Raw genomic sequence first — 25,909 nt, forward strand, 5'->3', positions numbered from 1 at the left:
TTATTTAATTACCTTTTTTAATTTGAAACAGCTATCTATGCCTGCAGCATGGCTGTTGTAATAAGGAATGTTTCTTTCATCGAATGTTAAGCCCAATAAAAACTGACGATGCTCTCTGTCAAGGTTTTTATCTTCAATTGCAGCAAAGCGGTATTTCAATAGTTTCAATTCATAAATCGACATAGCGCAACCAACGAATTCGCATTCAAAACCTTTGCTTTCGCATATTGCTTTAAAGTCGCTTGGCTTATAGCACTTAGAGATTGGAGCTCCGCCATCAGAGTTTAATCGAAACTGCTCTTCAATAGGGAGGCCCACAAATTTATTATTTAAAACCGGCTGCATCCAAGCTGTATGTAGATGTAAGTACAAACTATCATAGTTATAAACCATAATAGCGATTTCACCATCGTCTTTTAAAACTCGATGAAACTCTTCTAAAATAGTATCTAGATCATAGCAATGATGGAGAACTCCTGAACTATGAATATAATCAACTGAAGAGTCAGATAATGGTAACTGATTGTTTTTTTCGTCAATTAAATAGAACTCCGGGCGCTGGCCAAAACAGTTATCCAAATTATATTTAGCTAAATCCATTGCGGGTTGAGAAACGTCCATTCCGATTAACTGTTTACAATCTGAAAATTCTGAAAAACCAAACAAATCGTACCCTGGCCCACATCCATAATCCAATACGACTTTATTATTGCAATCATTTACCGGCATAAACTTTAGCAAGTCGATATATTGATCACTGCGCCAATAAAAACTATTTAACGCGTCTTTTTTACTTTCAAACTTGTCATTGTGAACCATATGTTCTGACCAATATTCAGAAGAATAAGCCGCATTTGAGCCTGACATATATATTAACCCCCTCAAAAAAGAGCTTGTAAATACTCTTATTTACTACTTTAATCGATTAAAAATAAACCACTGATGTTGCCAATGCTCAGACGCAAAAGGTTCCAAATCAATATTAGGGTTATCTCTTAACCACTGCTTAACAGCTCCCCTCTCTCCAATATGCGGACTAGCTCTACACAGTCGCCAATCATCAAAATACAGCAATGCTCCATCTTCAAGTAAAGGCTCAACAAACTCTAATACGTCTAACGTGGGTTCTAATAAATCGCAATCGATTCTGCATACTGAAATGCTTTTTTCTTTTAACTCTAATTTAAGCTTTGCACTTTCTGTTAATGATTTATCGTAAAAGCCTTTATGTACTTTGACTCGTTCTTTAGGTATATCAAGAATCTCTCCAACTAACTCAAATGATTGTTGGTTATAACCATATGCACCCACTGTGAAATCACCATTAGAAAAGCTTTGCTCTCTAGCATCTGGCTCGGACAGCCCTTCAAAACTATCAAACGCGTAAAATTTTCCGTCTAACCAATGATGAAGCTCAAAATAAGATCTAAAAAAAGCACTACCATAAAATGTGCCAAATTCTGAGAAGTGGCCTTTCAAACCTGAAACTTTTAGGTAGTTTAAAATTAATGAGCGCCATCCCCATTCATAATGACTGGCAAATTGAATCGGTGACGGGACAATTGCTTCCCTAGAGGCTGGAATTACATAGACATTAGCAGGGATGAGCTTTTCAATTGCTCTTAATATGCTACTAAATTTACTCGTGCCAAATATAAATATTGCATCGCCTTGGCGTAAATTAACTAAGTCATGTAGCTCCATTCCCCCTTTTTCTAAGGAGTGAATTTGTGCATGGCCTAAAACTTCTATGTTATTTTGACTAAACAATGTTTCAATACCAGCAGGGATTGAATCCCAGCCCACAATAGCACATCTTGATATTTGATTACCTTTGATTCTTTCAAAAACAAAATCCAATTCATAACTCCAATCAACATATTGTTCGTCTATTGGATATATGTGTGCACTTCCAGTGAGAGCAGTAAAGTAATAAGGCTTATAGTCTCCCGCGATATTATATAAATCTTTTGGCTTTTTGATATATTCCATGCTTTACCTGATATCTAACTTACTGATGAGTCCAAGGTTCAAATAATTCAGTTTCCCACTCCCCATTAACCAATGTCGGTTCTTTAATACTGTCTTGATAATATGCCCCATCAGATGCGGGTTGATATATCACTTGCAATAAAAGCCTATCAGTTTTTTTTATGTTAGTTAAAGACGCATGAATGGTATGGATATCAGAAATCAACATATCTCCAGCTCGTAACGTTGGGATAAATACGTCTTGTTCAGAAAATTTATTGATATCGAGTGTTTCTTTACCAAGGTGCCCTAATTTGTGGGACCCTTTCACAAAAAACATACCACCATTATTAAAATTAACGTCAGTTAAAGCTAAAAACGAAGTTAATTTTTTATCCGTACCGTGGAAATAAGGAATATCTTGATGCAAATGAATTGGGGAATCAAAGCTAAAATCTTTTATATTTAAACGATTCATATAAAGGGCTAAATTTTGTCCTAAATAATTAGTCATGAAACTTACAATGCTATTATGTTTGTATATATCACCTACTGGCCAAGGTAAAACACCATGTATGTAGAAATGATTGTATCGCTTCAAACCTTGTATACACTCACCGTTTCTTAAAGGTCTTCGAATGCTATCCCACCACTGGCTAATTTGGTCAATTTTTTCTTGATCAAGAACATTGCGAACTATAACAATCCCGTCATTATCTAACTTCTTCGTAATTTCATCAAATTTTTCAATTAAATCTGAAACTTGAAAACTATTTTTCATAAATACCAAAATAACAGCCTATGTAAGTATATAACGGCATATTGAACGCATTCTTTATAGACATGGTTTAGTTTTTTAGAAGATATTTACTAACCTTTAAAATTTTAAAGTAGAACAAAAATCGTTTACTGCATCTCTGGTTAAATTATTAATGTAGAGCTGCTCTAATTTAACAGCGGCATTAAATACTTTTCCTCTATTCCCAAGAGCATCAACAAAAGAAACGTCTGATATAGGGGACCTAGGTATCGCAATATATGAACTAAACTCAACAAAATGTCGAACACCCTCCATCTCCTTAAACAAGGTTGTTATTACTTCATCATTTTTATCTAAACTACTTTCGAGATAATTAAGTTTGCTTATTACATGAGAAAAAGAATTACTAACCAACAAAGCTTTCATCATATTAAAACCAACAACCGTACGGTTATGCATTGGATATTTACCCAACTTTAAAGATTCCAATTTACTTAAATCATCAATTTCTCCAGGAGACCAGTAAAAACAGATATGTGAGTCTATATCCTTATAAAACTCTAATCGATTAGTACCAATCACAATAGAAGCTTTATGCTCAAACTCCATGTATTTTTTGAGCAAATTATCTTCTGTAATCCAAGCTAGATAAGCATCAACTGTGTAATCAGCCCTTAACTCTTCCTTTGAGAGTTGTTCCGAGGTTAGTTTAGGGTAAAACTTCATGCTTTCTTTTAGTTGAGCATATTTTGGATAGTCAGGAACATCATAAGTATTCCCTATTGTAGGTAGCCAATTATCAGGAGTAATAACCCCCGAACTTCTCCAAAAATTATCTATAGCCTTATGTGTCTCACAAATATTAATAACTTTTTCTGATTTATCACTGAACGCAACCGAAATCTCTCGATGATGAACAAATGAGTCACTCAAATCAAATAAGTCACTATAGTATTTAACGTTATCAAATAATTTATCTAAAGTATTTACCCAATGTTTTCTAGCACTGTTGAGTAATTGACAGTTTTCATTTTCCTTAGAAGTTAGTAATTTGGACAACAAAGCATTTGTATAATTTACAGTTCCGTACATTAAATAAAACAGTAAAGAAGCGCCTCTTTTATATGACTTAAACAACAATTCTTTTTGTTTATTTATATAATCTTCCACTTGTTTAATCGAGTTAAATTCTTGTTTAGCTAGTTGAAGAAGCTCTATCAATTCAGATTCCAGTACTTGATAGTCATACTTATTACTAAACATTTCTGAGTATTTGGAGTAATTTGTTGCTGTTCTAAAAACCTTATCTTTAATTGCACCTATCGCGTGTTTTTTGTTTACTGAGGAGCTAGTAACTAAAAGAAGCTCTAATTTTAAAGGCTTAGCACCTTCAATTCTCGCTCCGTCACTACAGTTAAAACAATCAATACGCCTTTTTCTCAATAATTGCTCCATTAAAGTTTTTGATAGCTTAAATTCATGTTTCGTTAATACTGTATTTCGAAAATTTCCAGGAACAACAATTGACGTATTATTGTCTTTTTTATAATCACTTATTTCCTTACCATCCGTGTAATAATAACCTGAAAGCTTAGAGTGGTGATTATCGACATCAACAAAACCTAAATCGACACCGAATAGGTAAATTTGATTAAATCCTATAGTAGAAAAAATATTCAAAACCATATTCGATACGGTTGGAAACGCAAATTTGAGTTCGGTATAGTTCTCTTTACCCAATATTTCCAATGCCGACGCCGTTGATGACTCGCCATCTTTAAATGCAACGAAGGTGTCTTTAAATAAATCGCAGGTATCAGGATGAATTCCATTACAAGATATTAGACTGATTTTTTTTAAATATTCAAAATCGCCTACACGGCAGCACCAGTCAAATGTAGCTCTATTCTGTTCAATTTCAGCATGAAAATCTGGCACTATGCCATGCTTATATAGTGGCATTAGCGCAGTACCGCAGGAGATGATAATAGCCTGATCTTTCCACTCTTTAATTGTTTCAATCGCAGTATCTAAAGATGGACCATTTCCAACAAGAAAAATAGGTACTTCGGTATCTTCAAAGCTTAAATAGCGACTAGGGTTATTAACTAATAGTGCTGTGCCTCTCTCAATTATATTTGTGGTATGAGCAATCCCGTATCTCGCATGATCAAAATATTCGCCCATTGAAACAACAATTTGTAATTGTTCACGTAGCTGAGCAATTGCGCTCGTTAATTCAGAATTGTAATAACTTTGATAAAAATACGTGCTGGCTAAAACATAAGGGCCAATCGAATAAAACTGCTTTAATAAATCTTGAAATAAATTAGAGCCATCATCACCAATATTGATGTAAAGGCGGCTTTGTGTTTCATCGACTTTTTTTAAGATATGAGCCCAATCAATGGCAAATAAGGATGCGAAAAAGAAGTCTCTATTCGGCTCACATAAAAACAGCTTATCAACTTGATGGTTATCAAATAAGCTTTCCATTTGGTAACCCACGCCCATTCCAAAAAAGATAAGACTTTTTAACTGCCCAGGTAGTTTTCCTGATTGTTCTTCTGCTTCATTCAATAACTTCGTTGTTTTACTAACAAACTGATAATGTAAGTAATGCTTTAATTTTTGACCTTCATACCCTAGTACTAAGCCATCCTTAGTAGGCTGTTTAGTGTAGTTATCAAAATTAATCAAACTCTCTTCTACGGGGTGTTCTCCATACCATGGTGTTAAGCAATCTTTTTTTATAACGTTAATTTCATTTTTTGGCGATTTAACAGGTAACCAAACTTGAGGCTCGTAGTTATTAAATTCTTGATAAATATTGGGAAAATAAGTTTTAAACGCCTCTAAATTCTTAATAAATTTTTCATTATTTTTATCTAACGAGGAATAGTGTTGTAAATCTAAGCCCACGGTCCATTTAGGTAGGTACTCAACAGCTTTTTGATGTAGATGAAAATTAATGCCTGTTTCTTTTATTTTTCGCCACGATTTTTGTTGGCAATTTAACTCAATAGCATTAAAGACTGGGTGATTATAATGCTTAAATAGGTAAAACCCTTGAATACCACAATGCTCTACCAGTTCGTTCATGTCTGCAATAATATCACGGCCATCTTTACCTATTTGAAAAAACAGTTGAGTCTTTTTTTGTTGCGCTCTATCCAAAATATAACGCCAATTTTCTGACATAACAGAACATTGGAAATATTGAAGTTCAGGCTCATAAATAACTAAGTAATCAATGTCATAACTGTCAATTAGTTTAGAGATGTGCTGCCCTAGCCCAAGTCCTAACACTACTAATGTCGTTATATTTTTAGGTGCTTTATTTAATTGATAGCGATGCTGAAATGAAGGTAGATCTGATAATGATAAACTGTTTCTAGGAATATTTGTTATGTTTTCAAGCTCAGGGTTTAATGCAAAATCTATATACTGCATATGCTGAGTGTTTAATAAAAACTGCTGTTCTATTTCCTGCTTTGGCGACAAACCATAAAAGGTTCTACCAGCACCAAAATCAACAATATTGTGATCGCCATTTTTATTGCAAAAAATGGCAATATTACTGGCCTTTAAGTTCTTAACGTATGGCTCCATTGAGGGAGCATGTTGCTGAAAAGCGACTAAATTGTTTTTATATATTCGCTCTATTTCATGGGATAATTCAGACTCAATTTTATTTTGTTTTTCTTCGTCCGTTTCTACATGCAGTCGAATATTTTTAAGCATTAATTAGCCTTTTACATTTATCGTTACTTGGTCACAATTCTATTTTAAGCGCGATTTAGCTAGGTAATGCCCCAAACGTCAAAAAAATCACTTAAAATCAATAAAGTGAACAAAACATAATCACGTTATGTGCTCTATTTTACTTATTAAGCAAATCTTGAACCAAATCTTTAGCAAATTTATGCCAACTTAAATTTCGCTCAGCAAATTGTCTTATTTCATTTCTAATTAGCTTGTTTTTATCAAGCTCACATACAAAGTTTACTAGGCCATTAATATCCAATGGTGCATTATTTTCTTCGACTCGATACTTGTATTGAAATGAAAGCAGATCGTCATCTTGGCAACAGTAAACTAGAGGCAACCCATTAGCGAGATAAAGCCTAACTTTTAAAACACTACTATTAAATAAATCTATTCGATGAAGGCCTAATGATGCTATAGCTATTGATGCACCAGAAAATAGTTGTGTAAGCTCATCTCCTGATTTAAATCCATGGAACTTAACATATTTATCAAGTTTTTTATCAGATACCATTTTAGCTAAATTATTTAATTCAGGACCTTCTCCGACTAGTTGATATTCAACCGTTATCACCTGCTCACTAGCATAGTAATTCGCAAGTCCTTCAATTATTCGGTCAAACCCATGCCAGTGGCAATTATTAGCGACAGTGATAATTTTAATTGTATTATTCACAATTAAAGGCGAAATATTCTTTGCCGCCTGAGCAAACACTTCTGTATTCAGCTTGTTAGTAAAAAAATAATTTTTAGTATTGGGTAATACTGGTGAGTGGGAGGTGCTGTAGGTAAAATCGATTTTGCCATCTAAAGCCAATCTATTTTTACAATCTTGCTCGATTTCGTCTGTTGAATTATTTATTAACTCTTTTTCATAAGGGAAAGTGGGAAACTCTACGACTTTCTTGCAATCGACTTCTTTTATTTCTGTAAAAAAGCTTACCAAATCTGGGGTGTTAAACATAAAATCATATCTTGCATAAACACAATCAAAGCGATTAGCAAGGACTATACTTGCAGCATTTTTCCAAAACAGTTTAAATTGCTCAAGCTTGGGTATATTTGACTTAATTTCTAATGGCTTAAGTTGCCCAAGTTCAAATTTAGAAAAGATTTGATCACTTTTAGACATGTAAATTGCGTAAGTCTGAATACCTAATGCTGATATAGCTTCTAACTGGCCGAGCATCTTGTTAAATACTCCAGCTAGACCAACTGAGTATTCATTGACTTGATAAATAAAAATAACTTTCATATATGGAATAAATACTGCTGCCCTAAATGCTTATTAAATCAATATTATTAATATTCATGTCTTTTGCTGTTTTAGTAATACTTAACGCGATCTCGTTTTTAAACGCAAAAGATGTAATAACAAATTGTCTACTCCCCTGCTTAAGTGCATTCTCAATATTAGTCACACAATACCCATTTAATTGATAATCGCCTGATACACTTGCTCGCCTATCAACTATACGTTCAATAATGGGTTTTACGTTTTGAGCTTCTAGTGCTTTTATAAACTGCTCACCAATATCTCCAGCGCCATAAATGGCAAAAAACTGCCAGTTTGATTGCTCAACTTTTGCAACGAGTTCTTCAATTAAGTTTTGGTTACTGCTCGATTTTAATAACGAATGGGAATGTAAAAAAGACTTTGATATAAACATCATTAGCGCTTGTGGCCAAAAGAGCTGACTTTTATACCAATTCAAATTTTGCTTAAATTTTAAATAAGCAGCGTCTACACCCATTTTTTTGACTTTATCCACTTGGTCTTGACTAATAATTGGATAGACGCCATCGGCACCAAAATTATCTTCATGATATATTTTTGAGTAGAGATCAGCTTCACAATAAGTGGGGTAATTTATAAAGCGAGCCAATATAATTTGAATTTGTTCTAGTGGAATCGCTTGATTGCTATATTCATAGTGAACATCAAAAAAAGCAAGTAATCCCGATAAAAACTCAGCGACTATGGATTGGTTTTGAACAACACCCTTACCTAATATGGGCTCACCATCTTCAGTATAGCCTAAAGTTGTACCGACATTCCCAAGCAGTAATGCTTCGATACATTCTGGAGATCTAGCTAAAGTATAACTATTTGCCCATTGTTGATTATGAATGCCAACAAACGAGAGATATTGTGTTTCGGAAAAAAAACGGTTGATACGCTCAGTTGAATAGAACAATAGGTTCAACCCTGACTTTTCCTTTAGTGTTTTCTCTATTTGATGCTGAGCAGTGCCGCCGTAACCTAAATCAACAATAACACAGTCAGACAGAGGAGTTGTAATATGCTTTTTGTAATAGCATTTGAACCGCGTGTTTTCACCTTGAATAAACTTTGCAATTTGTTTTTGATTATCATTAATTTTTTTTATAACCAAATCAAACAAGCTAGATGACGCTAAATAAGTACTATCAGCTTCTTTAAAGTCTATATGACCAAATTGTTCATAAACGCTGTCCGATACTAAATTAAAGTCGTTATAAAAATTTCTAATTTTATAACCCTGTACTTTAATCAAACTAGCAACTAACTCTCGTTTCCAATCCGCTTGAGTTAAGTCAATTGACGCCCAGAATGTCGACTTTCTAGATGCATATAATTTTTCTAAATTAATCGATGTGATATTACGCTGAGACAGACGCCTTTTGAGTAATGGATAAAATGTCTCACCCTCTCGCATAAGACACAAGATACAACCCAAACCAGCTTGTATTGTTTTATCTATAACCCAATCAATAAAACCAAATAATATTGGCCCCCAAGTAAAACAGGCTAGTTCAAATGAAACAGAATTACGCGTTAAGTTTTTAGTAATTGATAACTTTCGGGTGTACTGCCATTCACCAACATATCCATAATCTCTGCTTTCCAAAGCATTAATTAAGCTAGTATCTAATTGGCTATTGTAATAACGAGTTTGAATACCAAATGATGCCGCAGATTGAATATCAGACGTATCATTGTCTCCCATATGCAACCACCGATTAAAGTCTACCGAATAGGCTTCTCTTACAATGGCAAATAATTTACGACTAAACTTGCTAGCTGAATGCTCGCAAGATACATAAATCGGGATAGCTGATAATTGCTTATCATTCTTAAAAATATAATTTCTGATTTGAGTTGCCGTTAAATACATATCAGAAATAAATACAACATTGGCCGCGGATTTTAATGCAGATATCAATAGAGCTCTGCTTTCTTCTGGAACAAAACAAACTTGAGATTCAACCTGTAACTCTGCAAGTAAAAGTTTTTCCCGAACATCAATTGTAAAAGGCAAGCAATCATAAATATTTTTTAGCATAGTTTCAGAGCTAAGCGATTGTTGTCTAGCTAAACTCTCCGCATGCTTTCTTAAAGCGACAAACTCTTCATCATCATATGGCAATTGAAGTTCATTTTTTACGAGTCGATAACTTTTAGCAAAAACATCTTCTGGCTTAGGTAATGTACGAAAAACTAGCGTGTCGAATATATCAAATGATATCAGCTCATATTGCCCCAAATCGCATTTAGTCATTTGAAGATCCTGAACTAAAAATATCCAACGCATTTTTAACCGCGTCATCCATATTGAAGTATTTATATTGAGCTAATCGACCTAATGCAATGATTTTTGGGTATTTTTCAATCTCATTCGCATATACATGATAAGCCGCTTGGCTTTGCTCGTTAAATACTGGGTAGTACGGGATATTACAATTGGGATCAGATTTGTCGTAATCTTGCGGAAATTCTTTCACGATAGTTGTAGATGGGAGTTGCTGGGACAATATATGTTTAAACTCCGTAATGCGGGTAAAGTTTTCTTCGTTTGGGTAATTTACCGTGGTTGCGGGTTGATAAAACTCAACATCGTGTTGTTCAAATTGAAACTGTAAAGAGCGATAAGGTAATTCACCTTTACCGTAACTAAAAAGCTCGTCAAGCATTCCTGTGTATACAATTAAACCATTGAATACATCGCCTTCAACAAGAACGGATTTCGAGTCTGGTTCTAACGCAATATAATCTTTAGCATCAACGTTCGTCGCGATGGTAATGTTTGGGTGCGACAAAATATTGTTGATTAATGCTGTGTAGCCATTTTTAGGGATCGCCTGATATTTATCGTGAAAATAGCGGTCATCTCTGTTTAATACGACAGGCACGCGTGCGGTCACCGAAGGCGATATTTCCTCTGGCGTGCAGCCCCATTGTTTACATGTGTAGTTAACAAATAATTTATTGTAAATAAAGTCTGCTAACTGCTGAAGTCGAGGTTCATCCGTTTGCTTTAAATCTAAAATGGGGATTTTGCTGTTTTCGCCATACTTGGATATTAATAAACGCTCTAATTGTTCCGCTTTATTTTTAGGGTAAAAAGCATGTAAAGAGTTTAAGTTAAATGGAACAGGAGCTAATTGACCATCTATTTTAGCCAATACTTTATGCTCGTATGGATGCCAATCGGTAAATTGACTTAAATACTGCCAAACATCTTCATGCCGAGTGTGAAATAAATGAGGGCCGTATTGATGTACAACGACACCATTAGTGTCAACTTTGTCGTAACAATTGCCAGCGACATGTTCACGTTTATCAAGAACAAGGACTTTTTTATTTTGCTGGCTAGCAAATCTTTCTGCCATTACTGCGCCTGAAAATCCAGCACCAACAACAATGACATCATATTCTTTAAATTTCATTACTACCGACATTTTATATTTGTTATTTATTCTATCGGCTTAGAAAAGCATTGCTTTAAACAAAGCCTAATTCTAAAGCTACACTTTCAGGTTCATTAACATGATCTATCGCGTATCGATGACGAATATCAAAACAAAAGCCGTCAATATCAGATAACTTAATGTATTTCGCAAACAACTCATTTTGTTTTAGTTTTAAAAAGAATAGTGCTGTCGCAAAATAGTAATGGGCTCGCCCTTCGTTTATTGTTTTTTCCGATATACCAAATTGAGCCGCATTGCTAATCGCTTGTAATTGATCCGCCAAAACTTGCTCTCTGCGACTATGGTCTTTTAATGTCATCGCGCCAAAACTATTCGCATGAATTCGATAACGACCAAGTACACCATCCACAGCTTCGATCGTGCCATTTAAAAAACCTGCATTAAGCACTTGAAACGGGTGATCCAAAATAATTTTACATTGTTCATCAACAACTTTGTCTAAGTGACTGTGCCGACGGAACATCAGTGTACTCGCTTGAAAAAATGAGCCGTATTTCACCACATGCTCAATCGTCGCCTTGTCTGGAATACACTTTTTATTGTAATAATCTTTGCAGTAATAACCTGTCGTTTCATTTGAATCAGACTCAAAGACTTCAACTTCATGGTACACCATTGCACATTCAGGGTTTTTATCTAAATGATCGACCTGAGCTTGCAGCTTTCCCGGTAAAGCAACGTCGTCACCATCCATATAAGCAATGTATTGACCTTTTGCATGAGCCAGTAATAAGCGCATATTTTTAGCAAGGCGTTGATTAGACTCATTATCAATAATCTTGATTAAATTAGGTGCCTGCGCTTGGTACTGTTGAATAATCTCAAGTGAATTATCAGTAGAACAATCATTAGCAACTATAATTTCGTAATCGAAATTAACATCCTGATAAATTAGCCCTTCCAAGCAATCAGCGATGTAATTCTCCAAATTATAGACAGGAACAATTACACTCAATTTTAGCTGGCTTGCAGTCTTCATGTACTTTTCTCTATTTCAGTGTTGAGCACAACATTCAATTTAACGTCGCGTTCAAAGCTTGCTTCAAATTTGGCAAAGCGCTTTTTTGTTAACCATGCTGTTTTAGTTAATTTAAACACATCAACATCAAAATAATGCTCAACCTTGCAAACATGTTGCGATAAGGTCTCAATAAACTGGTAACCGTGCAGTTTATGCAGCTTTTTAACTTGTTGATTATGCTCCATGACTTCTGCGGTTATTGTTTCAATTATGGTTTGCGAAAATACAAAATTATAAAAGTAAGGTGGTATTAATCCACCTAAGTTCCTTACATTTTCATCACCAATGTAAAAACCCCAACTGCAAGATTGATGATTAACATCAATATCGTTGATACTTAAAACACCGATTGCTTTTTCTTGATAATAAATCAACCAATAACAACAACTTGTATCTTGTTTAGTACGTTTAAACCACTGCTGTTGCGCATGCAGATCGGCTTCAATATCCGTGAACATAAATTGAGTGACAACTTTACTAGTTCGCCATTTCAATACTTGCGGTAAATCATCCGCAGTCATTAATTTAAATTCAAACATGAAAGTTTTGCTTAATCATTGGGTATATTGCCGCTACAAGGTGCGCATCTTTTTAAATCGTGGACTGAATTGCTCACTTTCATCAAACTTAAACTTTGCAGGGACTTGATAGCTTTCTAAACTTTGCAAACAGTGCTGTTTTATTTGACGTTTAAGTGCTTTTTTATCCATACCTGAATGCGTTTGATTCAACCTTAGTTTGGCGCAAACCACATTACCGACTAAGGCATTTTTTTCACCATACACTTCAGATTCAGCAATACAATCAAGCTGTTGTAACACGCTTTCCACTTCTGCTGGGTAAACCTTCTGGCCACCCACATTAATAATTTCTGACTTGCGACCTAAAATACGTAAGTATTCTCCATCAACTTCAACCTGATCACCAGTGTGAAACCAACCATCATCTGTGTATGGACTAGGCGCATTTAAATAACCTAACATACCTGAATATGCTTTGATTTCTAAGATATTATCGTCAGTGACACGCGTTTCGAAACCTTCTCCGCCGACTTTTACCCATAAAGAAGTATTATCTTTCGATTTCGAGCGTAAAATACCTAACTCGGATAAACCATAAGTCTGTAATAATTTAATATGAGGAAATAAAGCATTAAAACGTATTAATGTAGACTCCGGCATTGGTTCAGTACCATAAGTCACTGTTTTCAAACTTGACAGCTGATAACGCTTGTAGGCTTCACTAATTAAAATAAGATTGATAAAGGTCGGAGATGTTGGTAGTAAATCTGCCTGATATTCATCAACTGCCGCTAAAACTGTATCCGGCTTTCTATCTTCCACGGATATAACACAACCCGCATTGGATAAGGTATAAAGTAAAGTATTAACCCCGCCAATGTGATCATAAAGTAAAAAGGTAATGGCTCTTAACGCGTGCCTAGGAACTTTAAATTTTTCAAGTAACTTTGCGAGATCATGAACCGCAGCTTTACTTTTGCCAGTAGAACCAGATGAAAATAAAATAAGACCGGGCACTTTACCTATTCTTAGCGTATCAAAGCATTCATGTTGTGCCGTTTGAGATAAACGAATGATATTGCAACTATCATCACTGGCGATTTGAATTAAAAACTCTGCTTGCGACGTTTCAATAAACTCATCTTTTTTATGAGCAACAGAATCCGTGATCGGCACAATTATCGCTTGATATTCAATTAAGGCAATCAGCAACGCAATGGAACTAGGTGAATAATCAGCTTCAACCATAACAACATTGCCCAATTCAATGTCATTGCTATTTAATGCTTCATACCAAGTTTCTATTTTATCTTTTAACCAAGCATAAGAATAAATTTGACCGTGCCAAACAATGGCATCCTTATCTTCATTATCAGCAAAGCGCTGCAATAAAAAACCGATGAACTTGGTATTATCTAGCATTAAGCACCTCCAAGGTATACTACCTGGCCTGTAATAAAGTCACTACTTGGCTGAATATAAAAGTCAGCTATATTTATAACATCGGCAAAGGAACCTAATCGTTTAATGCTTTGTTGTGCCAATAACTGTTCAATCTTTTCATCTGGTACATTACGGATCAAGTCTGTTTGAATGGGTGTGGGTCCTATTGCGTTAACTGTGACATTAAACTCGGCAAACTCTTTAGCCAATACTCGAGTTAACGTCTCGACAGCAGATTTAGAAGCGGCATAAACAGCCTCGCCCGCCAAATTAAATGCCACCGCAACGGTTGAGAAATTAACAATGCGGCCATAATCCCTTTTGCGCATTAACTTAGCGGCTTCACGACAAAATAAAAAACTCGCAAATACATTAACGTTAAAAATTTTCTCTACCGTTTCCATCGGTGTCAACAGTGCATGATTCATCACCGCTATGCCCGCATTGTTAATTAAAACATCTAGTCCCTTGTGTGTTTTACGAATAGACGAAAATAAACTTTTGACTTGCTTTTCATCTGTAACGTCAAGAGCAAAGTGCTGATAATGAGAGTGGCTAATAGTCGATTCAGAACGACTACAACCATAAACAATATGGCCAAGTTTAAGATAATGTTCAGCTAATGCTTGCCCTATCCCCTTACTAGTGCCAGTAATCAAAATAACTAACGGGGTAAATTGACTATCCACTATTAACCGCCCAGCTCTTCCGCAAGGTATTGACTTAATGTTGATACTGTCTTGAACGGGCTATTTTTTAATGACATTGCTTTTTCATTGGCGATAGTAAATTCTATATCAAATTCATCTTCTAACAGTTCTTCAACAGACAATAACAAGTTAACTAAATCGACCGAGTCTAATGAGCTATTTTGACCATAAAGCGCAGTTTGTTCAGACTTTTCAATTAAGGTGCCATCTCGTACTGCATTGAGTTCGTCAATAGACCGATAAATCAATTGTTGTAGTTGTTTAATCTCAATAGCCATTATCTTTCCACTTTATTTAATCTAAAAACTGCTTTTTAATAACAAGCGCACAATTTAAAGCACCATCATCACCATATTTCGGCATATTTTGATAACTTTTAACTAATGTGTTAGCTGACAACATTTGTGTTAATGCAATATCAAAATCGGAAATACTGAAGTCATTTCTTACATCAAGTACTTTTGCCCACCCCTGCTGCTGAGCAATTTGACTATTCGCAAATTGATTGTTCGCCACAATAAGTAATATAGCAGGGACTGCCAACGCGTATAATTCAAATTGAGTGCCACCAGATGCACTAATAACCAATTGTTTTTGTGCTAATTTTTCACCTATATTAACTGGGTTTTGTACCCAGGTTAAATAAGTATAGTTTTGTTTAAGTCGCTTTAATTCTTCAAGCACACCTTTGGGATTAACAACCGCAGCCCCAATAAACACTTCAACATCTGGCTGGATCCCCAATTTATTTAATTCAGCTGTTAAGGCTTTGACAACGGGAATAGTTAACGATTTTGGATCACTACCGCCTAATATCACCCCAATACCGCTTCGCTTTGACCATTCAATTGGCATAATATCTGTGATCTCAGATCGTAATAAACGATATTCTTCGCCTGCGATAACCTTTACAGGCTGATTAGTCATCGTTTTCTGGTCTGAGTAATCTGGCTGATTATCCTTATAAACCGTAGGATTAATAATAAGATCAGCAAATAAATTGCCACCATCGTTATTGTCATCAATAGCGATTAGCTGATAGTTTTCTTTTTGTAAGGCAAGCCGATAATCGGAAGAAAATTGATAGCCATCAATAACCACAAGCTTACTATTGTACTGTTCAGCAAGATAATTAATTTCATCAACGCCATCAGAGTCTATCGTTACATACTGAAATGGAAAATCATGTAATGCATTAATAAAATCAACACTTTCTGCTATACACACAAAAACAACGTTAACACCTAGTGAAGTTAAGCCTTGGGCAAGTGCGATACAGCGCACAAAGTGGCCAGCACCTATAGTGGCCGTTGCATCAACCCGAATCAAAACTGTTTTACAGGGTTTATCACTCACCATTAAAATCTTTAACTGTTGCAGAAAATATAGCATCACCAGCAACGAGATCTGTTGTCGCCACTGAACCCAATACTTGCTTGAAATGTTTAGGTGCCAATCCAATTGCCGGCCGTACAACTTTAATATTGTCACGAGAAAACTTTTCGCCGGCTTTAATCGTTTGGGTAACAAATATAGAACGACGATAATATTTTGATTTTTCTTCGGCTTGACTGCCACCATAAGTGACTTCACCCATGGCTGCATGGGCATCTCGGCTAGCCGTAACTAATGCCTTAAATTCATCAGGCTCGAGTGAAAATGCAGCGTCGACTCCACCTGCATTTCGGTCCAACACAAAATGTTTCTCTATTACACAAGCACCTAAAGCGACAGAGGCGACAGACACGCCAATACCTCGAGTATGGTCAGATAACCCCACCAAGCAGTTAAACTTTTTTTGTAAATCAGGGATGGTAACTAAATTGGTATTATCGGCATTGGCTGGGTAAGTACTGGTGCACTTGAGTAACACGATCTCTTGTGCACCGGCATTGCGGGCGGCGGTAAGCGCATCGGTAATTTCTTGCTCGCTAGCCATACCTGTGGACATGATCATGGGTTTACCCGTGGCGGCAACTTTAGTAATTAATGGAATATCCGTCAGTTCAAAAGACGCAATTTTATAAGCAGGTACATTCAAGCTTTCTAAAAAATCAACTGCGTCTTCATCAAATGGCGAACTAAAGGCAATCAAGCCAAGCTCTTGTGCATAATCAAATAAAGGCTTGTGCCATTCGTATGGCGTGCATGCTTTACCATAAAGATCATGTAAATGTTGGCCATACCACAATGAATCAGGTTCCATAATGCGAAAGTTATCTGAGTCAATCGCTAAGGTCATTGAATCTGCAGTGTAAGTTTGTAGCTTAATCGCATCAACGCCGGCATCTGCTGCTGCTTTAATCATGTTTTTGGCAAGAGCAAAGTCTTGACTGTGATTACCGGATAGCTCAGCAATGACAAAAGGAGGATGTTTAGGGCCGATTGCTCGATTTGCGATCTTCATTAACACGTATTCTCTTATTTTCTTGTTATTTTTATTCTTGTGATCGTTGGTTTAGCGAATCTAATATCTCTTCTACATCGTTAACCATTTCTTCAACTGGTGGCCATTTACTTGCTGTTTCTTCGGTGGCAAATTCAGGCATGATTGTTCGCGGATCAACATCACCACATATCACAAAGCTGGGGCAATCAACCGCTTTAGCTAACCACTGTGGAGCTGAAGGTACGGTAACTAATAAGTCGGTACTTTTTAACTGAGCAAGTGTTTGTTCCATACTCACGCGACCATCGAACCCTTGCCATACATGATACCCTTTTGCTTCTAATGCAGTTTTCAATTCAGTTTCAAACGGGTAATTACGCTCTGCGGTACGGGCAGATGCGGCTAACGCGATCACTTTTTTACTGGCACTTATCGCGGTTAAGTTGGGATCAGGCTTTACTGATATTGAAAAATCCAAATCAATGCCTTGATAACCACAACAGGTTTTCAAATAAAACTCAGGGTAACCATGTTGCGGCAGCTCTTCCAGTTGCGTCCACCAAGGAACGTGCCAATTACCCATGGCGGCATAACTACTGTCCATATACTGATGTGGATTGTTAACATAGTCAGGTGACAAAGTTTGCGCCTGAAATTGCGCTAACAGATCAGGCACCGAAATACTCATGTAATTACCGGATACGTTCTGACCTGAGTCCTTCAAAAACCTGGCTAAAAAGCACGGCATAAACCAAGTGTCTAAGTTAATAATTTCATCATATTCAGCTTGGGTTATTTCATTTGCTACTGCGATAAATGATTCCATAGCTAATACAATATGTTCAGGCCATTGCTCTTTGGCTAATACCTGTACTTTAACTTGTGGTTCAGCCAATGGAATAACATCGCCACCCACTGAAAATGTTAAAAAAGTAATTTCAGCATCTGGGTTTTGTTGTTTGATATACCGTAAAGCAGGAATACCTATACAGGTTACATCCCCAAGCCCTAACATGCGGATCACTAATATTTTTTTATTACCCATGGAGTTCACTTTTTAAAATTCAATACTATTAGGTTTACAAAACCTAATGCTTTTTCAATAAAGAAATGATCAGTTGAATCTTTTGTAGAAGCTGCTGCTTCGTCAAAGCCTTAAAATACGACGCGAGCGTCGAACCTACAAAAATAGCTAGCCTTGTTTCATTCTTTCTGGAAACAGTACTAACCATTATTTTCATTTTTTATATAAGCTTGATACATTAATTCCGCTCTTTGCCAATCTTCCATTGTGTCTATATCTTGCACCAAATGCCTAGGCAACACGATGGGGATACTATGGTGAGTAAACATACCTTTGCCTCCCTTTATATAATCCTGTGTGCGTCCCCAGTAAAACTGTCCTGCATCATGAAAAGCTTCCGGTAAGTCTTGCGAACGCTTACCTATATCATTAGGAAACATCACCTCAGCGCCCTGCTCGGTTATTAAAAAGGAGCGCTGAATAGGAAAGGCAAAGCTAGTTGCTGAAAATGCAAACGCTTTGCTTTTATTCTGCTGTAAAGCAGTCATGCCCTGCTGTAAATAGTTAGGCTGTAAAAACGGCGCAGTAGCATAAATGCAGCAGCAAAACTCGTAACTTTGTCCTAGTGCTTGCATGGCAACAATGGCATGCCTTGTAACCGCCATAGTGCCGACAAAATCACCCGATAAATCATCTGGTCGAGTAAAAGGTACATCCGCCCCATAATCTCGAGCGACTTGGGCAATTTGCGGACAATCTGTGCTAACAATCACTTTATCAAAGCAATTAGATGCCGTTGCTGCTTCAATTGAATAAGCAATGAGTGGTTTGCCAGCAAAGGATCGTATATTTTTTTTAGGGATACGTTTACTGCCACCACGAGCAGGAATTATGGCCAAGCTACGCATTGAGTTGATGACTCACTGATGTTAAAAAATCACGCATACAAGAAATAACTTTTTCTTGTTCCGGCAAGGTTAAATTGGGGTGAATTGGCAGTGTAATTGCACCTGCATAAAAAGATTCAGCGTGTGGAAAGTCACCTTGCTTAAAACCAAGCTTTTGATAATACGGTTGTAAATGCACGGGTATATAATGCACGTTCACACCTATTTTATGCGTCCGAAAATAGTCAAAAGCTAGCTTGCGTAGCTGAAAAGGCAACTCAACCACATACAAATGCCAACCACTATCCACGCTTAATTGCGGTAAAGTTAATTGCGGCAAAGTAGTTGATTGCGCCTCAAATGCATGCTGATAACGTTCTGCAACATGTAAGCGCCGTTGAATGTAAGTATCTATGCGCTGTAATTGGGACAAGCCAAGAGCCGCATGTATGTCGCTCAATCGATAATTATAGCCAAGTTCAATTTGTTGATAATACCAATCACCATCTGCTACGGAACGATATTGTGGCTCTAATAAACTATCGTCTCGGGTTACACCATGCTTAGCATGCAAAGTCGCTTTTTGATACAAGGCAGAATTGTTAGTGACTAAAGCTCCCCCCTCAGCCGTTGTTATTGGTTTAACGGGATGAAAACTAAACACAGTACAATCGGAATATTGACAATTCCCTACCAATTTATTTTGATATTTTGCCCCGAGAGCATGGCTAGCATCTTCGATTATTTTAAAACCATACCGCTGACCCAGTTGATTAATTGCCTGCATATCGCAACTCTGTCCCGCGTAATGCACACACACCAATGCTTTTGGTAACCTATTTGCTTTTTCAGCAATTTCTAATTTTTCAGCTAATTGGGTTATTGATAGGTTTCGCGTAACAGGATCAATATCTACAAAATCTATATCGGCACCACAATAGCGAGCGCAGTTTGCTGAAGCGACAAAAGTGATAGGTGTTGTCCATACCAAGTCGCCTTCGCCTATATCTAGTGCCAAACACGCAACATGTAACGCAGACGTACCACTATTTACCGCAATACAATACTCGACATTACAATATTCGCTAATCGCTTTTTCAAATGCGGGAACTTGGGTTCCTTGGGTCAAAAATTGATTCTGTAAAACATCCACAACAGCATCAATATCCGCTTGAATAATATCCTGTTTACCATAAGGGATCATACGATTAGTCCATGTACTCTGCAGTTTTATCCAATTCCCGAAGTTGCTCAACTGTTAAAAAGTCAGGGTTAGTACCCGAATGATATTCAAATCCTTCTGTCACTTTTTTACCGGTTTCGCCTAACCTATTGGTAAAATAATCTAGCTCTTTTTCAAAAAATGAAATCGCTGGTGTGATCACATAGTGGTCACTGAATTCTATCGTTTGGTGTGAAACTTCTTCAGGTACCATAATCTCATGCATCTTCTCGCCGGGTCTTATCCCAATAACGTCGTAGTCTCGACTGCCGGTTAACGCTTCAACTAAATCAACAATTGCCACTGATGGTATTTTAGGGACAAAAATTTCGCCACCTTGCATGCGCGAAAAGTTCTTAACCACAAACTCAACACCTTGAATTAAAGGTAACCAAAATCGAGTCATATCTGGATGAGTAACGGGTAACTTTTCTAGGCCTTCAGCCAATTGCTGCTTGAAAAACGGGACAACCGAACCACGAGAACCAACCACATTACCATACCTGACTACCGAGAAACGTGGTCCTTTTGCTCCTGCAATATTGTTAGCGGCAACAAACAGCTTATCTGATGCTAATTTTGTTGCGCCATACAAGTTGACTGGATTGGCTGCTTTGTCTGTTGAAAGTGCAATAACTCGTTTAACGCCTGCTTCTATTGCCGCATCAATAACATTTTGCGCCCCCATAATATTGGTTTTGATGCATTCCATGGGGTTATATTCAGCGGCGGGAACTTGCTTTAATGCAGCGGCGTGTACCACAAAATCAACATCTCGCATTGCGGTGAGAATCCGCTCTTTATCACGTACATTGCCAATAAAATAGCGAATAGCCGAATGTTTAAACTGCTGCTGCATTTCAAATTGTTTTAATTCATCTCGCGAAAAAACAATTACCTTTTTAGGTTCAAAATTATCCAATATATATTTAATAAATCGATTACCAAATGAACCTGTACCACCCGTTATCAAAATCGACTTATTATCAAACATATCGCATTAAACCTTTTACTATTGTTAAGTTTATTATCGGCTAAGATTAAGAATTGTTTACTTTGAGGAGTATCATAGTAAGAAAGTCGAAAAGCAAGTTTAAGCTGTTACAAACGACTGTTTTGAAAAGATTTTTGCTTTAAAAGTCATTAACGGTATTGTTTAATCGCTTTTCTACCTCTAACAACCACTCGTAATTGACTAGCGGTTTGTTTTTGTAGTTCGACTATTTTATTTGTAATAAGGGTATTGTTATCAGCTTCTGCTCGCAAAAACGCTTTATCCCATTCAGATTGCGGTGTTTCTGACAAATAGTGCTGGATAAGCTGTTCTCGTTCTTCCACTAGAGCTAACAATTCCGATTCATCAAGCTCTTCCTCTGTTAAAAGAGCTTGAATAGCTTTAGCATTATCAATAAGAAAAGAATGTGTGTATTTTAAATTTAAGTTAATTTGACTCACACTGCTGCTTGCTGTTTCTCGCGTTGCGCCTGATAAGCCTCTTGTTTGGCCGATTCAGGAATTTGCGCCCACGCGTTTTTAATAGGAAGCATGAGGTTAATCACTTCCTCTAAAATCTGCAAATTATTTTGAATATGGGCATCGGTTAAACGACCTATCATGTAGTCGTAAAGCGCAAATAAATTATCTCCAACTTCGCCACCCGCATCTAAATCTATGGTATCGCGCAAATTAACAAGTATGGCATTCGCTTTTGACAAGTGTTCAGCTTTACCTTCAAACTCTTTGCGTTCCATACAACCTTTGGCATAAGCAATTTTATCTAATGCGCCTTGCATTAACATCAAAGTTAGTTTGTGAGGATCTGCCAATGCGACTTCTTGTTTTAAGTTGCCTTTTTTATAGGCATTTATACCTTTTCTATACATTTTTAAACGTCTCCTCTTATCCTAACAAGCCTAATGAGGCATTTAATGCGTTACCTGTTCTTTGTAATTTAGATACAGTTAAATCAAGGCTAATATATTTATCACGTAAAATTTGTTCGTAGTTGGAAATTTGTTGATCCACTCTTAAACGTTGATCAAACAATAGCTCTTTTTGATCTTTCATCGCCGATTCGCGTGCTCGCAATAACCCACCGTATTGAGTGTATTGATCAACATAATCATACATTTGCGATGCAATACCTTGGTCGGGATCGGTAAATAGCGTGGCTATTTCATCAAAATAATCATCCAACGCTTCATCTAATTTATCTTGACCGCTACCAAAACCATACTCATCGGTGTCAGAAATTTGCAGTTTACCATCGTCGTCAAATGACACACCAATCTGAAATAAGGTGCCTAAAGATGAATTATCAACCGTACCCGATACTAACGAAGCTAACCCAGATTGAATACCGCGCACCATAAAGTCACCAGCTAACGCGCCGTCTTCTTCTAATTCTGACTGACCATATTTGGTTAACGTGGTGATGGAATCCATTAAAGAGTTGTAGTTGTCGACAAAATCGGTAATTTTATTTTCGAGTGCATCTTTATCTGGGCCAACATCCAATGTCGAAGTTTTGTATACTGGATTACCGCCCGTATCCAGATAATCGACATCTGATAATTTAGATACTTCAAAAGATACGTACTCAATAACGTTTTCAAATTCGTTAGTGGCACTTTCCACCGCTAAGCCATCAATAACGGCTTTGGCATTAGATGCCGCTTGATTTTCAGTATTGCTATTAGCATCGGCTAACCAAGCCATTAATCCATTGGTGGAGGTTAATGCTAAATCATTGCCTTCGCCGGTTACGTCCGAATTAAGTACTAATTTAGCACCCGCTGATGTACCTGTATCAATAATACTGGCGGTAACACCAAAATTGTCCGTTGCATCATTAATTGCCGTTTTTAATTCAGCCAGCGTGGTAGTTGAAGTAACCGCGATATTGAAGGTGTCGCTGCCGACAGTAAAGGTTAGAGTGTCATCACCGCTAGCAACAGTATCAGACGTACTGGTAAAACCGGTTGCGGTATCAGCATCAGCTGAAACAATACGACTGCCTTCGGCTAGTTGTTCAACTGATATTTGATACTTGCCTTCCAGTGCACTGTTACCGGCTTCTGCTGTAAACGGACCATCATCTTCTTCACTTACATCGGGATGAGATGCACGCGCAGAACGGCTTTGTAGATTATAGTCATTTTTCAGTTCATCTATGGCATCTTTGAAGCTGTCCATTTTCTCCATCAAGGTGCCAACGCCGGAAATTTGCGCTTCAAGCTCTTCTTCTTGCTTATCTAAACGCTCGTATTTAGGCGTACTCTCAGCTTCTAACAGCTGCGAAACCAAACCATTTAGATCCAAACCTGAACCAACACCTATCGACTGAATGCCCATAGTGAACCTCTACAACCTACACTTCGTTATTTAATAACACTCCCAATCCAACGGTTTCACCAATTTCTGATTGGAGTGACTTGATACGCTCTGATAATTTTAGCACTTCCTCGGAAGGAATTTGCCTAATAACTTCACCAGAACCCGCATCTGTGACTTTAATAATTGACCGATTGGTTTCATCATCAAAACTAAAACTCAAATCTTGATTTTTAGTTTGTACAAATGCTGAAACGTCAGCTAAAGCCGATTCAATGCTCTCAATATCTAAATTATCGGCATTGCTCTGGTTTACTTTAGCCTGTTCATAATCAGAAAACTCAATAATTTTGCCATTATCGCTAGAATTTTTCGCTTCGTCTAACTCTACTGCTTTTTGATTGACGGTATCTAAAGCGGCATTGCCTTGCTCTTGGCCGCGCTCTTGTTTATAAGCAAAATTAATTCCAGATTGTTGCGATCCAATTTCCATTTCAACCTCCGAATATAAATAAGAATAAAATGCCTTTCTCACTAAAGTATTCGTCGGTGTGTCCGATAAAACTATTGAACAACGAAACACACCGACAGTTAGCTGAGTTAACTAAGGCATTAATCCTTTATAAATATAAACTCAACTAACTATTAACCTAATAAAGATAAAGCCGTTTGAGGACGTTGATTGGCCTGACTTAATACTGAAATACTCGCTTGTTGTACAATTTGGTTACGCGTTAATTCAGCTGTTTCTGTAGCAAAGTCAGTATCACGAATTTGTGAACGAGCGCCTGATACATTTTCAATAACATTCGATAAGTTACGAATTGTTGATTGAAAACGGTTTTGTAAAGCACCTAATTCGGCACGTTGTGTACCAATTGACGAAATTGCTGTATCAATTGCCGTTAACGCTGAAGATGCGCCACTTGCCGTTGAAATGTCAACTGTGCTCACACCTAAACCTGATGCACCATAACTAGCACCATTAGATGATGAAAGGTTAACTGAAATAGTTTGACCTGAGTTAGCACCCACTAAAAATGCCGCTGAATAACCGCCACTCAAAAGTGCAGTACCACCAAATTCAGTATCTGTACCGATTCGACTCATTTCTGAAATTAATGCAGTCACTTCTTGTTGCAATGCAGCTCTATCCGCTGAGGTATTAATACCGTTTTGTGATTGGATCGCAAGCTGACGAATGCGTTGTAATGATGTTGTGGTTTCTTGCAATGCACCTTCTGCAACTTGCACAACTGACACACCGTCATTGGCATTACGTACAGCTTGGTTTAAACCTTGCAATTGCGATGTCATACGATCAGTAATTTGCAAACCGGCTGCATCATCAGCAGCACGGTTAATACGAAAACCTGACGATAAACGCTCGAAAGAAGTGTTTAATTTGTTACCTGCATCAAATAATTGACGCTGTGCATTTAACGAAGAAACGTTAGTGTTTACAAACATACTCATAATAATATCTCCTGAAAACTAATCTTGCTTGTTCCCCTCAGAACGTTGATGCAAGTTAGCTTGCCTTAATTAACTCGTAAGAGTCACCTCTAAACCAATTGAAATCCGGCCCCTCAACCATCATTCAAAATATCGGTATCCCCCTCGTTAATAGTTATCGGTCAGGTCTGAAGAACCTTTAGGATTTTTTTTGATTTTTTTATAAAAAAACCCAAATTATTTTTAAACAATTGAATTTAAATGATTTTTTAATTTTATTTTTTGATAAAAAGATGATGATTAGGTAAATAACTAACCACTTTTTATACTGTGGTCAGTCACAAGGGTTTAGTTTTGTGGGCTCTGCAAACAGAAATGTTTGCCCACAAAGATGGCTTTTGCAGGCTCGCAAACATAAATGTTCGCCCACAAGAGTTAGTTTTGCAGGCTCGCAAACATAAATGTTCGCCCACAAGAGTTAGTTTTGCAGGCTCGCAAACATAAATGTTCGCCCACAAGAGTTGGTTTTGCAGGCTCGCAAACATGAATATTCGCCCACAAGAGCTGGTTTTGCAGGCTCGTAAACATAAATGTTCGCCCACAAAGGTGGCTTTTGCAGGCTCGCAAACATAAATGTTCGTATCTACGAT

23 protein-coding genes are annotated in these 25,909 nt (G+C 37.0%); all 23 read right to left on the reverse strand.

The genetic code is table 11. The annotated features are described in order from the left end of the window. A complete protein-coding gene (locus C2869_RS15700) occupies positions 1 to 867 on the reverse strand; it encodes a class I SAM-dependent methyltransferase (protein ID WP_108603847.1) in 867 nt (288 codons plus the stop codon). Between the two features lie 45 nt (positions 868 to 912). Continuing rightward, the gene (locus C2869_RS15705; RefSeq protein WP_108603848.1) at positions 913 to 1,992 is read right to left on the reverse strand and encodes a TylF/MycF/NovP-related O-methyltransferase; all 1,080 of its coding nucleotides are present in this window, start codon (positions 1,990 to 1,992) and stop codon (positions 913 to 915) included. A 19-nt stretch (positions 1,993 to 2,011) separates the two neighbouring features. Beyond that, the gene (locus C2869_RS15710) at positions 2,012 to 2,752 is read right to left on the reverse strand and encodes a phytanoyl-CoA dioxygenase family protein (protein WP_108603849.1); all 741 of its coding nucleotides are present in this window, start codon (positions 2,750 to 2,752) and stop codon (positions 2,012 to 2,014) included. Between the two features lie 96 nt (positions 2,753 to 2,848). Then, the gene (locus C2869_RS15715; protein ID WP_108603850.1) at positions 2,849 to 6,475 is read right to left on the reverse strand and encodes a 6-hydroxymethylpterin diphosphokinase MptE-like protein; all 3,627 of its coding nucleotides are present in this window, start codon (positions 6,473 to 6,475) and stop codon (positions 2,849 to 2,851) included. Between the two features lie 139 nt (positions 6,476 to 6,614). Further along, positions 6,615 to 7,754: a glycosyltransferase family protein gene (locus C2869_RS15720; protein ID WP_108603851.1), complete on the reverse strand. Its 1,140-nt coding sequence runs from the start codon at positions 7,752 to 7,754 to the stop codon at positions 6,615 to 6,617. A gap of 22 nt (positions 7,755 to 7,776) precedes the next feature. Beyond that, entirely contained in the window at positions 7,777 to 10,041 is a 2,265-nt protein-coding gene (locus C2869_RS15725) for an HAD family hydrolase (RefSeq protein WP_108603852.1), read from the reverse strand. After that, positions 10,034 to 11,209, reverse strand: a complete 1,176-nt coding sequence (gene glf, locus C2869_RS15730; RefSeq protein WP_108603853.1) for a UDP-galactopyranose mutase — start codon at positions 11,207 to 11,209, stop codon at positions 10,034 to 10,036. The genes C2869_RS15725 and glf overlap by 8 nt, the downstream gene beginning before the upstream one ends. A gap of 55 nt (positions 11,210 to 11,264) precedes the next feature. Next, complete coding sequence (locus C2869_RS15735; RefSeq protein WP_108603854.1) at positions 11,265 to 12,233, reverse strand: glycosyltransferase family 2 protein; 969 nt, start codon at positions 12,231 to 12,233, stop codon at positions 11,265 to 11,267. After that, positions 12,230 to 12,814: a UDP-4-amino-4,6-dideoxy-N-acetyl-beta-L-altrosamine N-acetyltransferase gene (gene pseH / locus C2869_RS15740; RefSeq protein WP_108603855.1), complete on the reverse strand. Its 585-nt coding sequence runs from the start codon at positions 12,812 to 12,814 to the stop codon at positions 12,230 to 12,232. The genes C2869_RS15735 and pseH overlap by 4 nt, the downstream gene beginning before the upstream one ends. Positions 12,815 to 12,847: 33 nt before the next feature. Beyond that, complete coding sequence (locus tag C2869_RS15745) at positions 12,848 to 14,218, reverse strand: ANL family adenylate-forming protein (protein ID WP_108603856.1); 1,371 nt, start codon at positions 14,216 to 14,218, stop codon at positions 12,848 to 12,850. Then, complete coding sequence (locus C2869_RS15750; RefSeq protein ID WP_108603857.1) at positions 14,218 to 14,928, reverse strand: SDR family NAD(P)-dependent oxidoreductase; 711 nt, start codon at positions 14,926 to 14,928, stop codon at positions 14,218 to 14,220. Before C2869_RS15750 ends, C2869_RS15745 begins: the two co-directional genes overlap by 1 nt. Positions 14,929 to 14,930: 2 nt before the next feature. Next, the gene (locus tag C2869_RS15755) at positions 14,931 to 15,227 is read right to left on the reverse strand and encodes an acyl carrier protein (RefSeq protein ID WP_108603858.1); all 297 of its coding nucleotides are present in this window, start codon (positions 15,225 to 15,227) and stop codon (positions 14,931 to 14,933) included. A gap of 16 nt (positions 15,228 to 15,243) precedes the next feature. Continuing rightward, complete coding sequence (pseG, locus tag C2869_RS15760) at positions 15,244 to 16,308, reverse strand: UDP-2,4-diacetamido-2,4,6-trideoxy-beta-L-altropyranose hydrolase (RefSeq protein WP_159084197.1); 1,065 nt, start codon at positions 16,306 to 16,308, stop codon at positions 15,244 to 15,246. After that, positions 16,298 to 17,356, reverse strand: a complete 1,059-nt coding sequence (gene pseI, locus C2869_RS15765; protein WP_108603860.1) for a pseudaminic acid synthase — start codon at positions 17,354 to 17,356, stop codon at positions 16,298 to 16,300. The genes pseG and pseI overlap by 11 nt, the downstream gene beginning before the upstream one ends. Before the next feature lie 31 nt (positions 17,357 to 17,387). Beyond that, complete coding sequence (locus C2869_RS15770) at positions 17,388 to 18,383, reverse strand: glycosyltransferase family 9 protein (protein ID WP_108603861.1); 996 nt, start codon at positions 18,381 to 18,383, stop codon at positions 17,388 to 17,390. Between the two features lie 179 nt (positions 18,384 to 18,562). Beyond that, positions 18,563 to 19,270, reverse strand: coding sequence for a pseudaminic acid cytidylyltransferase (pseF, locus tag C2869_RS15775; protein WP_108603862.1), 708 nt, complete (start codon positions 19,268 to 19,270; stop codon positions 18,563 to 18,565). Then, complete coding sequence (gene pseC, locus C2869_RS15780) at positions 19,263 to 20,453, reverse strand: UDP-4-amino-4,6-dideoxy-N-acetyl-beta-L-altrosamine transaminase (protein WP_108603863.1); 1,191 nt, start codon at positions 20,451 to 20,453, stop codon at positions 19,263 to 19,265. Before pseC ends, pseF begins: the two co-directional genes overlap by 8 nt. A gap of 4 nt (positions 20,454 to 20,457) precedes the next feature. Then, a complete protein-coding gene (pseB, locus tag C2869_RS15785) occupies positions 20,458 to 21,465 on the reverse strand; it encodes a UDP-N-acetylglucosamine 4,6-dehydratase (inverting) (protein ID WP_108603864.1) in 1,008 nt (335 codons plus the stop codon). A 149-nt stretch (positions 21,466 to 21,614) separates the two neighbouring features. Beyond that, a complete protein-coding gene (locus tag C2869_RS15790) occupies positions 21,615 to 21,926 on the reverse strand; it encodes a hypothetical protein (protein WP_108603865.1) in 312 nt (103 codons plus the stop codon). Further along, positions 21,923 to 22,354 (reverse strand): flagellar export chaperone FliS, encoded by a 432-nt coding sequence (gene fliS, locus C2869_RS15795; RefSeq protein ID WP_108603866.1) that lies wholly within the window; start codon positions 22,352 to 22,354, stop codon positions 21,923 to 21,925. Before fliS ends, C2869_RS15790 begins: the two co-directional genes overlap by 4 nt. Positions 22,355 to 22,370: 16 nt before the next feature. Next, entirely contained in the window at positions 22,371 to 23,825 is a 1,455-nt protein-coding gene (fliD, locus tag C2869_RS15800) for a flagellar filament capping protein FliD (protein WP_108603867.1), read from the reverse strand. Positions 23,826 to 23,841: 16 nt separating this feature from the next. Continuing rightward, entirely contained in the window at positions 23,842 to 24,297 is a 456-nt protein-coding gene (locus C2869_RS15805) for a flagellar protein FlaG (protein ID WP_108603868.1), read from the reverse strand. A 152-nt stretch (positions 24,298 to 24,449) separates the two neighbouring features. Continuing rightward, positions 24,450 to 25,280, reverse strand: coding sequence for a flagellin N-terminal helical domain-containing protein (locus C2869_RS15810; protein ID WP_108603869.1), 831 nt, complete (start codon positions 25,278 to 25,280; stop codon positions 24,450 to 24,452). Positions 25,281 to 25,909 lie beyond the last annotated feature (629 nt).

The organism is Saccharobesus litoralis (genome assembly GCF_003063625.1).
Taxonomy (GTDB): Bacteria; Pseudomonadota; Gammaproteobacteria; order Enterobacterales; family Alteromonadaceae; genus Saccharobesus; species Saccharobesus litoralis.

Excerpts from the sequence above, each read along its gene's own strand:
- pseF (WP_108603862.1), bottom strand. The coding sequence starts at position 19,270 with ATGCGTAGCTTGGCCATAATTCCTGCTCGTGGTGGCAGTAAACGTATC.
- C2869_RS15715 (WP_108603850.1), bottom strand. The coding sequence starts at position 6,475 with ATGCTTAAAAATATTCGACTGCATGTAGAAACGGACGAAGAAAAACAA.
- C2869_RS15745 (WP_108603856.1), bottom strand. The coding sequence starts at position 14,218 with ATGCTAGATAATACCAAGTTCATCGGTTTTTTATTGCAGCGCTTTGCT.
- C2869_RS15810 (WP_108603869.1), bottom strand. The coding sequence starts at position 25,280 with ATGAGTATGTTTGTAAACACTAACGTTTCTTCGTTAAATGCACAGCGT.
- C2869_RS15725 (WP_108603852.1), bottom strand. The coding sequence starts at position 10,041 with ATGACTAAATGCGATTTGGGGCAATATGAGCTGATATCATTTGATATA.
- pseB (WP_108603864.1), bottom strand. The coding sequence starts at position 21,465 with ATGTTTGATAATAAGTCGATTTTGATAACGGGTGGTACAGGTTCATTT.
- fliS (WP_108603866.1), bottom strand. The coding sequence starts at position 22,354 with ATGTATAGAAAAGGTATAAATGCCTATAAAAAAGGCAACTTAAAACAA.
- pseI (WP_108603860.1), bottom strand. The coding sequence starts at position 17,356 with ATGAAGATCGCAAATCGAGCAATCGGCCCTAAACATCCTCCTTTTGTC.
- glf (WP_108603853.1), bottom strand. The coding sequence starts at position 11,209 with ATGAAATTTAAAGAATATGATGTCATTGTTGTTGGTGCTGGATTTTCA.
- C2869_RS15700 (WP_108603847.1), bottom strand. The coding sequence starts at position 867 with ATGTCAGGCTCAAATGCGGCTTATTCTTCTGAATATTGGTCAGAACAT.
- C2869_RS15770 (WP_108603861.1), bottom strand. The coding sequence starts at position 18,383 with ATGGGTAATAAAAAAATATTAGTGATCCGCATGTTAGGGCTTGGGGAT.
- C2869_RS15755 (WP_108603858.1), bottom strand. The coding sequence starts at position 15,227 with ATGGCTATTGAGATTAAACAACTACAACAATTGATTTATCGGTCTATT.
- pseG (WP_159084197.1), bottom strand. The coding sequence starts at position 16,308 with ATGGTGAGTGATAAACCCTGTAAAACAGTTTTGATTCGGGTTGATGCA.
- C2869_RS15720 (WP_108603851.1), bottom strand. The coding sequence starts at position 7,754 with ATGAAAGTTATTTTTATTTATCAAGTCAATGAATACTCAGTTGGTCTA.
- pseH (WP_108603855.1), bottom strand. The coding sequence starts at position 12,814 with ATGTTTGAATTTAAATTAATGACTGCGGATGATTTACCGCAAGTATTG.
- C2869_RS15710 (WP_108603849.1), bottom strand. The coding sequence starts at position 2,752 with ATGAAAAATAGTTTTCAAGTTTCAGATTTAATTGAAAAATTTGATGAA.
- pseC (WP_108603863.1), bottom strand. The coding sequence starts at position 20,453 with ATGATCCCTTATGGTAAACAGGATATTATTCAAGCGGATATTGATGCT.
- C2869_RS15705 (WP_108603848.1), bottom strand. The coding sequence starts at position 1,992 with ATGGAATATATCAAAAAGCCAAAAGATTTATATAATATCGCGGGAGAC.
- C2869_RS15735 (WP_108603854.1), bottom strand. The coding sequence starts at position 12,233 with ATGAAGACTGCAAGCCAGCTAAAATTGAGTGTAATTGTTCCTGTCTAT.
- fliD (WP_108603867.1), bottom strand. The coding sequence starts at position 23,825 with ATGGGCATTCAGTCGATAGGTGTTGGTTCAGGTTTGGATCTAAATGGT.
- C2869_RS15805 (WP_108603868.1), bottom strand. The coding sequence starts at position 24,297 with ATGGAAATTGGATCGCAACAATCTGGAATTAATTTTGCTTATAAACAA.